12 protein-coding genes are annotated in these 13,376 nt (G+C 41.7%); all 12 read left to right on the top strand.

The features are described from left to right. Entirely contained in the window at nucleotides 1–786 is a 786-nt protein-coding gene (locus DW930_RS09490) for a LicD family protein (protein WP_123159914.1), read from the top strand. 20 nt (nucleotides 787–806) lie between these two features. Beyond that, nucleotides 807–1,529, top strand: a complete 723-nt coding sequence (locus DW930_RS09485) for a WecB/TagA/CpsF family glycosyltransferase (protein ID WP_196805881.1) — start codon at nucleotides 807–809, stop codon at nucleotides 1,527–1,529. Next, the gene (locus DW930_RS09480) at nucleotides 1,504–2,589 is read left to right on the top strand and encodes a glycosyltransferase family 4 protein (protein ID WP_023027370.1); all 1,086 of its coding nucleotides are present in this window, start codon (nucleotides 1,504–1,506) and stop codon (nucleotides 2,587–2,589) included. Before DW930_RS09485 ends, DW930_RS09480 begins: the two co-directional genes overlap by 26 nt. Next, nucleotides 2,586–3,680, top strand: coding sequence for a UDP-N-acetylglucosamine 2-epimerase (non-hydrolyzing) (gene wecB, locus DW930_RS09475; protein WP_123159913.1), 1,095 nt, complete (start codon nucleotides 2,586–2,588; stop codon nucleotides 3,678–3,680). The genes DW930_RS09480 and wecB overlap by 4 nt, the downstream gene beginning before the upstream one ends. Beyond that, entirely contained in the window at nucleotides 3,680–4,645 is a 966-nt protein-coding gene (locus tag DW930_RS09470; protein ID WP_023024683.1) for a glycosyltransferase family 2 protein, read from the top strand. Before wecB ends, DW930_RS09470 begins: the two co-directional genes overlap by 1 nt. A 55-nt stretch (nucleotides 4,646–4,700) precedes the next feature. Then, nucleotides 4,701–5,408, top strand: a complete 708-nt coding sequence (locus DW930_RS09465) for a 2-C-methyl-D-erythritol 4-phosphate cytidylyltransferase (RefSeq protein WP_023024681.1) — start codon at nucleotides 4,701–4,703, stop codon at nucleotides 5,406–5,408. 1 nt (nucleotide 5,409) lies between these two features. Further along, nucleotides 5,410–6,435 carry a zinc-binding dehydrogenase gene (locus DW930_RS09460; protein WP_023024679.1) on the top strand — a complete coding sequence of 342 codons (1,026 nt, stop codon included), beginning with the start codon at nucleotides 5,410–5,412 and terminating at the stop codon, nucleotides 6,433–6,435. A gap of 6 nt (nucleotides 6,436–6,441) precedes the next feature. Continuing rightward, complete coding sequence (locus tag DW930_RS09455; RefSeq protein ID WP_023024678.1) at nucleotides 6,442–7,860, top strand: flippase; 1,419 nt, start codon at nucleotides 6,442–6,444, stop codon at nucleotides 7,858–7,860. A 202-nt stretch (nucleotides 7,861–8,062) separates the two neighbouring features. After that, a complete protein-coding gene (locus DW930_RS09450) occupies nucleotides 8,063–9,211 on the top strand; it encodes a hypothetical protein (protein WP_023027368.1) in 1,149 nt (382 codons plus the stop codon). 129 nt (nucleotides 9,212–9,340) lie between these two features. Beyond that, the gene (gene glf, locus DW930_RS09445; RefSeq protein WP_023024674.1) at nucleotides 9,341–10,438 is read left to right on the top strand and encodes a UDP-galactopyranose mutase; all 1,098 of its coding nucleotides are present in this window, start codon (nucleotides 9,341–9,343) and stop codon (nucleotides 10,436–10,438) included. 15 nt (nucleotides 10,439–10,453) lie between these two features. Next, nucleotides 10,454–11,509 (top strand): sugar transferase, encoded by a 1,056-nt coding sequence (locus DW930_RS09440; RefSeq protein WP_023027367.1) that lies wholly within the window; start codon nucleotides 10,454–10,456, stop codon nucleotides 11,507–11,509. Between the two features lie 114 nt (nucleotides 11,510–11,623). Continuing rightward, the coding region (locus tag DW930_RS09435) for a GBS Bsp-like repeat-containing protein (protein ID WP_243635771.1) at nucleotides 11,624–13,376 on the top strand (1,753 nt) is incomplete at its 3' end.

Genomic DNA, 13,376 nt, shown 5'->3' with positions numbered 1-13,376 from the left:
ATGAGTAAAGTAAGACAGATTCAATTAGGAGAGTTGTCCTTATTAGAAAAGTATATTGAGATTTGTTCTAAGTGCAATCTTCGCTATTATGCTTTAGGTGGGACTTTATTAGGAGCTATTCGTCACAAAGGATTTATTCCCTGGGATGATGATATGGATTTAGGAATGCCTAGAAAAGATTATGAAAAATTCCTGGAAATTTGCGAAAAGGAATTGCCGGATCATGTCATCCTAAGAATCCATGATGATAATTTGGGTAACACATCCATCATGGATACTTCCCTTCAAATTGAATTTGGTGGTGTTGTGTGTAGTCCTTTTATCGATGTGTTTCCTTTAGATGGTTATCCATCAGATGGTTTCCACTATTTCTTACACACCAATAAAATTAAGTATTATCGTGCCCTTTCAAAAATATCTGTTATTAATCGCCTGCATAATCGCGACCGAGGTTTCTTTGAAAATACAATTGTGAAGGTCTCTAAGGTCCTTCACCTAGACAAGTTACTAAATACTGAAAAAATCAATCAGAAGTTACAAAATACGATCAAAAAATATGACTTTGAGACAAGTGATCTCGTGGGGAATGTCTTAGGATCCTATCGCGAGAGAGAATTGGCCTACAAAGAAGTATTCGGGGAGCCACAACTCCTTGATTTTGAAACTATTAAAATCAGTGGTCATGCCGATCCGGATGCATATCTGACAAAGATCTATGGCGATTATATGAAGCTGCCTGAAGAATCAGAGCAAAAAGGTCACTTTGAATCCACTTGGGGAGAATAAGTTTGAAAAGTTTTACAATGATGGGGGTCAGGATTGACCCTTTAACAATGGCTGAAACCGTTGCTGCTACAGAACAGTTTGTCCTAGACAAAAAACCGCTCCATTTGATGGGGGTCAACGCAGATAAGCTCAATCAATGTGCGACAGATGAGGCCATCAAGAAAATTGTCAATGAATCTGAAATCATCAATGCAGACGGTGCTTCTGTTGTTCTCGCAGCTCGCTATTTGGGTTATGCTGTGCCAGAGCGCGTGGCAGGCATTGATTTGATGCAGGAATTGCTCCATTTAGCCAATGAAAAAGGCTACTCTGTCTACTTCTTCGGTGCAAAAGAGGAAGTCTTGACAGATATGCTGGCCATCTTTAAAAAGGATTATCCGAATCTCCGAGTAGTAGGTCATCGCAATGGCTATTTCTCCACTGAAGAAGAGGAGACTATCCAAGAAGATATCCGTGAGAAGAATCCAGATTTTGTCTTTGTCGGGATTACCTCTCCTAAAAAGGAGTACTTGATCCAGAAGTTTATGGACAATGGCGTAAACTCTGTCTTTATGGGAGTAGGAGGAAGCTTTGATGTCCTCTCAGGCCATATCAAGCGGGCGCCTATGTGGATGCAAAAGGCCAATCTGGAATGGTTGTTCCGTGTGGCCAATGAACCCAAACGGCTCTTCAAGCGCTATTTTGTAGGAAATGCGACTTTTATTAAGAGAGTAGTACATGAAAAACGGAAAGCAAAAAAATAATATTCTTCATATTTCTCGGACCATGGACATCGGTGGGGCGGAGCGAATTGTCTATCAGTTGGCGACAGACCTCAAGGATGAATTTGACCAGGTTCATGTCGCATCAACTGGTGGATTGTGGGAAGAAAAACTAGCAGAGAATGGGATTCAACACCATCGCATTTTGGACGTCGATAGCAAACAGCCAGCTACTGTACTCAAAATTCTTGCTAGTCTTTCCAAAATCATTAAAGAGAATAAGATCACTCTTGTCCACACCCATCACCGGATGGCTGCTTTTTATATTCGTTTGTTGCAACTGCGTCATCCGAACTTGATTCATGCCTATACAGCCCATAATGTTTTCAAGGATAAATTACCACTTTATAAATTTGCGCTAGGAAAGGCTCGAACGGTTGCTGTCAGCCAAGCTGTCCAGGAAAATATCCTTAATGATGTAAAGTCAAAAAACTCTGTTGTGATTTATAATGGAGTGAAAATGCAACACAGTGAACATACAGTAAATGAAATTACTAAGTGTGACGGTATCAAAATAGGCTGTATAGCTCGCTTATCCGAACAAAAAGGGTTGACCTATCTGATTGAAGCTATGTCACTTGTGACAAATCCAAGTGTCTTCCTGTTTATTGTCGGTGACGGAGAATTGAGAAATGATTTGATAAATCAAACAAAAAAGCTAAATCTGGAAGAAAGAATTCATTTTTTGGGCTACCGAAGCGATGTCGTAGAGTGTATCAATAGCTTTGACTTTTGTGTTCTTCCGTCAGTCTTTGAAGGATTTGGATTGGTTGCAATCGAGGCCTTTATGAACGGTAAAACGATGATTGCAACAGATATTCCAGGTGTGAATGAAGTAGTGAACTCTGAGAATGGGATCCTCGTTCCAGCTGAGGATCCGCAAGCCCTGGCGCAAGCAATTAAAGAGTTGGCAGGAAATCCTGAGAAAAGAGCCTCTTTAGCTGTTCAAGCAAAGAGGGATTATGATACCAAATTTAGCTATTCTATCTTTTTAGACAACTATCGTAACTTTTACCAATTCATGAGAAAGGGTTCAAGATGAAAAAAGTACTGTTGGTGTTTGGGACGCGTCCAGAAGCTATTAAAATGTGTCCTTTGGTGAATGAACTCAAGCAGCACAATACGATTGAAACTGTAGTCTGTGTAACAGGGCAACACAAGGAAATGTTAGAACAGGTCTTGGATGTCTTCCAAGTCACTCCAGATTATGATCTTGGTATCATGAAGGCTAACCAAACCTTGTTCACCATCACGACCTCTATTTTAGAGAAAATCCAACCGGTTTTGGAGCGGGAGCAACCTGATATTGTCCTCGTCCATGGGGATACCACTACCACCTTTGCGACAGCTTTGGCAGCCTTTTATATGGGCATCAAAGTGGGGCATGTGGAAGCAGGTTTACGGACTTACAACCTTCAAAGTCCTTATCCCGAGGAGTTTAATCGTCAGGTTACGTCTATTGTAGCAGACTACAACTTTGCTCCGACCCAGGTTTCAAAAGCGAACCTAGAAAAAGAAGGACGTACCAATATCTTCATTACGGGAAATACAGTAATTGACGCCTTAAAGACAACGGTAAAAGAAGACTACGATCATCCTATTTTGGAATGGGCGAAAGGAAGTAAACTCATCATGTTGACGGCCCATCGTCGCGAAAATCTTGGAGAACCTATGGAGCACATGTTCCGTGCGGTCAACCGGATTTTGGAAGAGTTTGAAGATGTGAAGGTGGTCTATCCTATTCACAAAAATCCAAAGGTCAGAGAATTGGCCGGTAAGATTTTTGGAGAGAATGAACGGATGAAAATTATTGAGCCATTGGAAGTGATTGATTTTCATAATTTTATGAACCAAAGTTATATGATTTTAACGGACTCAGGTGGCGTCCAAGAAGAAGCACCTTCTTTAGGGAAGCCGGTCCTTGTCATGCGTGATACAACTGAACGTCCAGAAGGTGTGGCTGCAGGGACTCTGAAATTGGTCGGAACAGAAGAAGAAGCCATCTATCGCAACTTCAAGCTCCTTCTGGAAGACCAAGACGAATACAAGAAGATGAGCCAGGCAAGCAATCCTTATGGGGATGGAACGGCTTGTCAACAGATTGTAGAAATTATCATGAAGGGATTAGCATAATGGAAAAGGTTTCGATTGTCATACCGGTCTATAATGTCGAGGAGTATTTACAGTATAGTGTCGGTAGTCTTAGACAACAGACCTATTCAAATATTGAAATCATCCTGGTCGATGATGGATCAACTGATCGTTCAGGAGAAATTTGTGACCAGTATGCCCAGGAAGATGACCGTATTCGAGTGTTCCATCTTCAAAATGGGGGGATATCGTATGCTCGAAACAATGGTGTAAGAGCTGCAACAGCTGATTGGATAATGTTTCTAGATTCGGATGATTACTATGATCGTAGAACCGTTGAATATTTGATGGGATTGAAAGACCAGTATAATGTTGACTTTGTATCGACTCCGGTCATTGAAGTTAGAAATCACGAGGACAAAGATTTTTCGGGAGAGGTAAATGAAAAGAGTCCAAGAAAATTAGACCGTTATACAGCCCTCAAAGAGATGTTCTATGGTCGCCATGTAGGGACTCATTCGGGGGGGAAACTCTATAAGAAAGAGATTCTACTTCAATATCCCTATCCTGAAGGAATGATCTACGAAGACTTAGCCGTTGCCTATGAGCACATTGCTGCTTGCAAGGAGATTGCTGTTAGCGATCTCAATCTCTATAAGTACTATAGGAGACCTGGTAGTACAGTCAATTCTTCTTTTAGCGATCGCCTTTTGGATTTTTATAAGGCTATGGACTGGAACAGAGCCTATGTTGAGCGGGACTATCCTGATGATCAGGAAATGAAAAAAGCGGTAAATACCCGCTATGTTTTTAATGGCCTGCATGTAGTCCATGCCTTGTTAGGTTCTCAAATGTATGACCAAGTCAACAAGATTCGCAAAGAGTATCGTCACTATTGGAAAGATATTCTAGTCAATTCACATATTACAAGAAAAAATAAACTCAAATACCTTCTTTTGCTCCTTTCTCCTCATTTGTATCAAAAGGTGAGAGCAAAACTAGGCTAGATCGTCAATGGCCATGTTCTAGAGAAGGAAAAGATACAAAAACAGGAGGTTTAGGATGATTTATGCAGGGATTTTAGCAGGTGGAACAGGATCACGGATGGGAATTACGGATATGCCCAAACAATTTTTGGATTTAGGTGGCCGTCCTATTTTAATCCATACCGTAGAGAAGTTCTTACTGGTCCATGAGATTCAAAAGATTGTATTGGGGATTCATCCGGACTGGGTGACTTATACTGAAGACCTGGTCGACAAATACTTGGCTTCTTATAAGGAACGGATCTTGGTTGTAGAGGGAGGAAGTGACCGTAACTCTACCATCGAAAACATCATCTTGGCTATCGATAAGGTGCAGCCTTTAACAGATGAGGATATTATTGTTACACATGATTCGGTTCGTCCCTTTGTCAGCCTAAAAACCATTCAAGAAAATATTGAATTGGCCAAGAGCCATGCTGTTGTGGATACAGTTGTCGAAGCGACCGATACCATTGTTCAAAGCTTGGATAATACCTTTATCACGGATATCCCAGAGCGGCAATACCTCTATCAGGGTCAAACCCCTCAGACCTTTAAAATGAAAGATTTCCTCGCCTTGTATCATGACTTGAGTGATCAGCAGAAAGAAGTCTTGACGGATGCCTGCAAGATCTTTGTCATCAATGGGGAAAAAGTTGCCCTGGCTAAAGGGGAATATTCCAATATTAAAATTACGACGATTACAGATTTGAAAATTGCACGCGGTATGATTGAGGACAATTAATATGTTGAACCAAATCTTTCAGCTGACCCAGCCGAAAAATATCACCATCAAATACCAAGAAGAAGACATGAGCCGTGGAGACAAGGTGTTGATTCGCCCCTATTACATGGCTATTTGTCACGCGGATCAACGTTACTACCAAGGGAAGCGGGATCCTAAGGTGCTCAAAAAGAAGTTGCCCATGGCCCTTATCCATGAATCGTCTGGTATCGTGGTAGCGGATCCTACAGGGACCTATCAACCAGGACAGATTGTAGCCATGGTTCCCAACCAGCCTCCCCATCAAACAGAAGGTGTCTTCTTTGAAAATTATTTAGAGGGAACGCACTTCTTGTCTAGTGGCTTTAATGGCTTCATGCAGGAAGTGGTTGCCTTGCCACTGGATCGTGTAGTGGCTTATCCAGAGGAAGTTCGGGGCCCTGTCACAGCCTTAGCGGAGTTTAGTAGTGTTGCCATGCATGCCATTCATCGCTTTGACCTCATTGCCCACCAACGAAGAGAATCTGTTTTAATTTTAGGTGATGGAAGTCTCTCTTATGTAGTTGCGACTTCTTTAAACTATCTTTACCCAGATTTGAAAATTACAGTCGTAGGGCGCAATAGTGATAAACTGCAATTGTTTAATTTTATCCATCAGGCAATTTTAACCAGCGAGTTGACAGAAGACCAACGTTTTGATCATGCTTTTGAATGTACTGGCGGTCAAGGAAGTGAACCAGCTATCAATGACATTATTGATCACATCAAGCCTCAAGGAACCGTGATGCTGATGGGAGTTAGTGATAACCGGGTCGCGGTCAATACAAGAGATGTTCTTGAAAAGGGCTTGACCCTTGTTGGGTCTTCTCGCTCAGGTCGTGAAGATTTCGAGCAGGCTGTAGAAATGCTGGCGAATCGTCGGGTCCAAAGTCGCTTAAAGAATATCATCCATGTTGACGGAGAAGTTCAAGCTATTTCAGACATTCATCGTGCTTTTGCGACGGATCTAGTTACGCCGTTTAAAACAGTCTTTAAGTGGGGATTGTAGACAATCATGAAAGTTCTTAAAAATTACGCCTATAATCTCTCCTACCAGTTGCTGGTGATTATCTTGCCGATTATCACCACCCCCTATGTGACGCGGGTCTTTAGCTCGAATGACTTGGGGACCTATGGCTATTTCAACTCCATCGTCACCTATTTTATCCTTTTGGCGACGCTAGGAGTGGCCAATTATGGAACCAAAGAGATCTCAGGACACCGGAAAGATATCCAGAAGAATTTCTGGGGGATTTATACCCTCCAGTTGGGGGCTACGATTTTATCTCTTACCCTTTATGTTCTTTTGTGTCTCACCCTACCTTCCATGCAAAATCCTGTTGCTTATATCCTAGGACTTAGTTTGGTTTCTAAGGGACTCGACATTTCCTGGCTCTTTCAGGGATTAGAAGATTTTCGCAAGATTACGGTTCGGAATATCACGGTCAAACTGGTTGGAGTCATCTCCATCTTCTTGTTTGTCAAATCTGCCAATGATCTGTATCTCTATGTATTCTTACTCACCATCTTTGAGCTCTTAGGTCAGCTCAGTATGTGGCTACCTGCTCGTGAATTTATTGGGAAAGCCCATTTTGATATGGCTTATGCACGGGTACATTTAAAGCCGGTCATTCTGCTCTTTCTACCGCAGATTGCCATCTCCCTCTATGTCACCTTGGATCGGACCATGCTGGGGGCTCTCGCCTCTACAAAGGATGTGGGGATTTATGACCAAGCCTTAAAACTGGTCAATATTTTGTTAACCTTGGTGACCTCACTGGGAAGTGTCATGTTGCCTCGTGTATCGAGTCTCTTATCCTCAGGGGACCACAAGGCTGTCAACAAGATGCACCAGATGTCCTTTTTGATTTATAATTTGGTCATTTTCCCGATTATTGCCGGCATGCTGATTGTCAATGATGACTTTGTTCAATTCTTCCTAGGGAAGGATTTCCAGGATGCGCGTTATGCCATTGCCATTATGATTTTTAGAATGTTCTTTATCGGATGGACCAATATCATGGGGATTCAAATTCTGATCCCTCATAATAAAAACAAAGAATTTATGATTTCGACAACTGTACCCGCCATTGTCAGTGTCGGATTGAACCTAATCTTCCTGCCAAAACTGGGCTTTATTGGAGCTGCGATTGTGTCAGTGTTGACAGAAGCTTTGGTATGGGGGATTCAACTCTATTTCACACGAACGTATCTTAAAGAAGTGCCGATTATGGGCTCAATGATGAAGATTGTGCTTGCTTCAGGCCTAATGTATGGTCTATTGTCACTGGTCAAATCCATTGTCCATCTTTCGCCGACTCTGAATGTCGTTCTGTATGCCGGACTAGGTGGGATCATCTATGGAACCTTGATTTTGCTTTTCAAGGTGGTGAATGTGAAAGAGTTAAAACAGCAATTTACGAAACGTGCATAAAGCAAGACTCATCCATAAAGATGGAAGAAGTACTTGTTAGACGAAATAATGGTAACTATGAAAAGAGAGGCCGAGAAAGGAATGATAAAAGATTTTTGATGACCTTGGATATAAATAATGAGATGGACACTTCTGTCTGGCTCAAGACTAGCCTATCTCTTGTTATCCTTGGTTTCATGTTTTTTATCAATGTATTATCAATATGTTAAAAATGAAATTTGACGACCTCCTCGTTAGTGTTGTCGTAGCTATCGTCATATTCTTTAATACCCTATCAACAACGATGTTGAATAAAGGGATTTTTCACATGAATGCAAGCACTCTTTTGTTAGTAGTCTTGCTATTGGCATTGCGGTTTTGGAACAAGATCAATGTTTCTTATACGTACTTGCTATTTTCATTAGCCTTACTAGCAATTGGTATCCTCGTATATGTGAAAACTGGGAGACTCAATTTTTTAGTCTATTCCTTATTGATGTCCTTGTTAATAAGTGCAGATAGGAAGGTCGTTTTACGGACCTATATCTTTGTTGGTGGAAGTATTCTTGTATCAGTCTTCTTCTTATCTCTTTTAAAAGTCATTCCGAACTTGCAATATAGTCGGGGAGGCGTTATTCGGAATTCTTTTGGTTTTATCTATCCTACGGATTTTGCTTCGCATTGTTTTTATCTTTTCGTAGCGATGTCTTATCTATTGAAGAATCGCTATATCTGGCTACGGACCTTTGGTGGGCTCTTCTTGGCCGTCTTTCTCATTAAGTTTTGTGATGCTCGGATGAACGCCTATTCATTGTTGGTGGGAACCTTTATTTTTGCTTTCTTCTATCTGACCAAGGAAAAGAAAATTGGACTCTATGCCCTCATGCCATACTCAGCTGCGATTTTTTCTTCTCTCATCCTCTATCTGACTTATCACTTCTCCTGGACTTCGCCTTTCTATGTGAAAATCAATCAATTGATTACAGGGCGATTAGCCTTAGGGAAAAATGCCTTTAATTTATACGAACTAAATTGGTTTGGAACTAGAGGAGTTCAATTTATTGGTTCAGGGGGGAGCACAGAGTCTGTCCTCAGCTATAACTACGTCGATTCCTCCTATGTCCAAATGCTCTTCACTTATGGTATTGTTCCGGTACTCACCCTCATTTTGATTTATATTGTAGTATCTAGGGATGAGTATAAGAAGGGGAGATATCTTTACGTTGCTATTCTATCTTTAATCACCGTCAACTGTGTGATTGAAGCCTTTTGGTTTGTACCTTCTTATAATATTTTTATGTTTATCCTCTTCACTCGAAACACGATTGATGCTAGTCCATCGGAAACAGTCGGTGAGCTATCATATAGTTAGTGTTGGTATCAGGAGTGGTTGGAGAACTCACCTAAAGTATAAGAATACAATTACTGGACATGTTATTTGTATCAGTCAAAGGCATGTTAAGTTAAACACTGATGACCATCTATTAAAAGGGAGACAACTATGTACGATTATCTAATTGTTGGTGCTGGTTTATCAGGGGCAATTTTTGCTCATGAGGCAACCAAGCGTGGCAAAAAAGTAAAAGTCATTGATAAACGGGACCACATTGGTGGAAATATCTACTGTGAAAATGTTGAGGGCATCAATGTCCACAAGTACGGTGCCCACATTTTCCATACGTCCAACAAAAAAGTTTGGGACTATGTTAACCAGTTCGCTGAATTTAACAACTATATCAACTCACCGGTGGCTAATTACAAGGGGAGCCTTTACAATCTTCCCTTCAACATGAATACCTTCTACGCTATGTGGGGAACCAAGACTCCGCAAGAAGTCAAGGACAAGATTGCCCAGCAAACGGCTGATATGAAGGATGTTGAACCCAAGAACTTGGAAGAACAAGCGATCAAGTTGATTGGTCCGGATATCTATGAAAAATTGATCAAGGGCTACACAGAAAAACAATGGGGACGTTCTGCCACAGACCTTCCACCATTTATCATCAAGCGTCTTCCAGTTCGTTTGACCTTTGATAATAATTATTTTAACGACCGTTACCAAGGGATTCCAATCGGTGGTTACAATGTCATCATTGAAAACATGTTGGGTGATGTGGAAGTAGAACTTGGGGTCGATTTCTTTGCTAATCGTGAAGAGCTGGAAGCATCAGCGGAAAAAGTAGTCTTTACAGGGATGATTGACCAGTACTTTGACTACAAACACGGGGAGTTGGAGTACCGCAGCCTGCGTTTTGAACACGAAATCTTGGATGAGGAAAATTATCAAGGGAATGCTGTAGTCAACTACACCGAGCGAGAAATTCCTTATACTCGGATCATTGAGCACAAGCACTTCGAATATGGAACCCAACCGAAGACAGTCATCACCCGTGAATACCCAGCTGACTGGAAACGGGGGGATGAACCCTACTATCCAATCAATGATGAAAAGAACAACGCCATGTTTGCCAAGTATCAAGAAGAAGCAGCCAAAAATGACAAGGTCATCTTCTGTGGACGCCTAGCAGACTATAAATACTACGACATGCACGTGGTCATTGAGCGTGCTTTGGAAGTCGTAGCAAATGAATTTGATTGAAAGAAATAGTGATTCATGAAGTATTTTCTAAAAGAAGAGTTTTTAAAAGATTCTGGTGCTCGAAACGCCGGAAATAAGGCTAGAAATGATGTCGAGGAGATCGTCAAACGAGAAGGTTATCAACCTTTGTTGTTAACAGTTGATGATTGGTACCAAATGGGAACCCTTAAAGCCCAACAACACAAGGCGAAAGCTCTAGCTCAAGCTTTTTCTCAGTTGAAATCAGGGGATCAATTATTGATTCAATTTCCTATGCTTCATCATAGTTTTTTCACCACTCGCTTGGTAAGAAAAATCCAGCGGAGAGGGGTGAAAGTCAACTTTATTATTCATGATTTGGAAGCTTTACGCTATGCGAATTTGGATACAGTACCTTTGAAGCATAAGATTCGGGTTCATCTTCAAGAATCAAGTTTGTTGAAGATAGCTGATGGAATCATCGCCCACAATCCAATCATGAAATCTGTTTTAGTGGATAAAGGAATTGCGGGAAATAAGATTGTTAGCCTAGGTATTTTCGACTATTTGATTCCAAACTTCCAAGAGAAGACAGGGCTAACGAAGAATCTGCCAATCATTGTAGCAGGGAATTTAGCCCAGGAAAAAGCTGGTTATCTTTACTCACTTCCCGAAGAACCTGCTTATAACCTTTATGGTGTTGGCTTCGATGAGAGCAGAGCTCTTGCGAATGAGACTTACTTTGGGTCCTTCCTGCCGGATGAGCTACCAGCAGCTCTTGAGGGTGGTTTTGGTCTTGTCTGGGATGGGGATAGCGCTGAGACCTGTAGTGGTGTCTTTGGTGAGTATCTTCGCTATAACAACTCGCACAAGGCTTCGCTTTATTTAGCAGCAGGTTTTCCTCTAGTGGTTTGGAAACAATCTGCTCTCTCACATTTTGTCTTAGAGAATAGTTGTGGAATTGCAGTGGAATCGTTACATGATCTCTCTCAAGCGATTGCACAGTTAGACGATAAGGACTACCAAGACTTGCTTGTCAATGCAAAAAGGATTGGCCAAAAGATTCGTAATGGAAGTTATTTAACAAATGCCTTGAATAAAATTGTAAAATAGAAGCCTAAAAAGGCTTCTTTTTATATTCTGTAGAAAAAACACCTAGAAACCTTTTCGAATCCCTCTCGGTGTGCTAAAATAGGAACAGTATAAAATATGATTAAAGGAATGAAAATGAGAAAAAAGGATTTCATTTATTTTACCAGTGCAGCTGTATTGCTAGCTGCCTCAGTTCAAGTTGCCCATGCCGATGAAGTGGGAGTGAAAGAATCGGCAGTTACTGAAAGTGAAGCAGTAACGACACCAGCTAGCTCAGCGCCAGTTGTCGAGGAAAAGCAAGAAGTAGGGACTCATCAATATGTGGCGCCAGCTCCAGTAACAGAGCTTCCAGTCACTAGCTCAGAAGTTACGAAGTCAGACGACCCACAGGTAGAAACAAAGCCTATTACAGCAGGGGAATCTGTCCCATCTTCTGAGTCAGCTGCGAAACCTGTAACGGGGACCACTACTTTCTATAGTGCCGGTTCCAAGGCTCCATCTGGCCGTACAGTTAGTAGCCCTGTTTCGGCAGATTTGACCATCTCTAATCCAGATGTTAATGGGAACTTTACGATTACAGCTAAGAACCTCAAAGGCCTTGAGGGCTACAAGGAAGTGAAGATTCCTTTCTGGTCGCATGCCAATGGAATGAAGGATATCGTTTGGTATAGCCCAAGTCGTCAAACAGATGGTTCTTATACGGTTACAGCTAATGTCAATGATCATGAAAATGCCAGCGGGAAGTACGAATCACAGGTCTTCTATGTGGACTATCAAGGTCGCAACACCTTTGTGAAGAAGGCCTTTGTCGATCGTGCAAAGCCAAGTGCTGACTTATCAATCTCTAATCCGGATTCTAATGGGAACTTTACGATCACAGCCAAGAACCTCAAAGGCTTTGAGGGCTACAAGGAAGTGAAGATTCCTTTCTGGTCGCATGCCAATGGAATGAAGGATATCGTTTGGTATAGCCCAAGTCGTCAAACAGATGGTTCTTATACGGTTACAGCTAATGTCAATGATCATGAAAATGCCAGCGGGAAGTACGAATCACAGGTCTTCTATGTGGACTATCAAGGTCGCAACACCTTTGTGAAGAAGGCCTTTGTCGATCGTGCAAAGCCAAGTGCTGACTTATCAATCTCTAATCCGGATTCTAATGGGAACTTTACGATCACAGCCAAGAACCTCAAAGGCTTTGAGGGTTACAAGGAAGTGAAGATTCCTTTCTGGTCGCATGCCAATGGAATGAAGGACATCGTTTGGTATAGCCCAAGTCGTCAAGCAGATGGTTCTTATACAGTTACAGCTAATGTCAGTGATCATGAAAATGCCAGTGGGAAGTACGAAGCTCAGCTCTTCTATGTAGACCAGCAAGGTCGCAATACCTTTGTGAAGAAAGCCTTTGTCGATCGTGCAAAGCCAAGTGCAGATATCACTATCTCAAAAAACGAGGTAGAAGGTACCTTTACAATCACAGCCAAGAACCTCAAGGGCTTTGAGGGCTACAAGGAAGTGAAGATTCCTTTCTGGTCACAAGCGAATGGGATGAAGGACATTGTTTGGTATAGCCCAAGCCGTCAATCGGATGGCTCTTATACGGTTACAGCCAAGGCCAGTGATCATGAAAATGCGAATGGTCAGTATGAGGCTCAGCTCTTTTATGTAGACCATAAAGGTCAGAATACCTTTGTGAAGAAAACCTTCGTCCAGTATGAAGGGAAAACAAGTCCGACTGGTACGATCACAATCCAAAACAATAACAAGGATACGGGAACTTTTGACGTCATTATTAAAGATGTCTACAGCCCTAAAGGCGTACGGACCATTCAAGTTCCGACCTGGTCTGATAAGGACGGCCAAGATGATATCCGTTGGTACGAAGCGA

Origin of the sequence: Streptococcus sp. AM43-2AT, from assembly GCF_003603405.1 — a bacterium.
Taxonomy (GTDB): Bacteria; Bacillota; Bacilli; order Lactobacillales; family Streptococcaceae; genus Streptococcus; species Streptococcus ilei.
This window is presented reverse-complemented; position numbering and strand designations above follow the sequence as displayed.

What these genes read in the sequence shown, in the direction of transcription:
- glf (WP_023024674.1), top strand. Translation starts at nt 9,341, where the DNA reads ATGTACGATTATCTAATTGTTGGTGCTGGTTTATCAGGGGCAATTTTT.
- DW930_RS09440 (WP_023027367.1), top strand. Translation starts at nt 10,454, where the DNA reads ATGAAGTATTTTCTAAAAGAAGAGTTTTTAAAAGATTCTGGTGCTCGA.
- DW930_RS09455 (WP_023024678.1), top strand. Translation starts at nt 6,442, where the DNA reads ATGAAAGTTCTTAAAAATTACGCCTATAATCTCTCCTACCAGTTGCTG.
- DW930_RS09465 (WP_023024681.1), top strand. Translation starts at nt 4,701, where the DNA reads ATGATTTATGCAGGGATTTTAGCAGGTGGAACAGGATCACGGATGGGA.
- DW930_RS09450 (WP_023027368.1), top strand. Translation starts at nt 8,063, where the DNA reads ATGTTAAAAATGAAATTTGACGACCTCCTCGTTAGTGTTGTCGTAGCT.
- DW930_RS09485 (WP_196805881.1), top strand. Translation starts at nt 807, where the DNA reads ATGGGGGTCAGGATTGACCCTTTAACAATGGCTGAAACCGTTGCTGCT.
- DW930_RS09460 (WP_023024679.1), top strand. Translation starts at nt 5,410, where the DNA reads ATGTTGAACCAAATCTTTCAGCTGACCCAGCCGAAAAATATCACCATC.
- DW930_RS09470 (WP_023024683.1), top strand. Translation starts at nt 3,680, where the DNA reads ATGGAAAAGGTTTCGATTGTCATACCGGTCTATAATGTCGAGGAGTAT.
- wecB (WP_123159913.1), top strand. Translation starts at nt 2,586, where the DNA reads ATGAAAAAAGTACTGTTGGTGTTTGGGACGCGTCCAGAAGCTATTAAA.
- DW930_RS09480 (WP_023027370.1), top strand. Translation starts at nt 1,504, where the DNA reads ATGAAAAACGGAAAGCAAAAAAATAATATTCTTCATATTTCTCGGACC.
- DW930_RS09490 (WP_123159914.1), top strand. Translation starts at nt 1, where the DNA reads ATGAGTAAAGTAAGACAGATTCAATTAGGAGAGTTGTCCTTATTAGAA.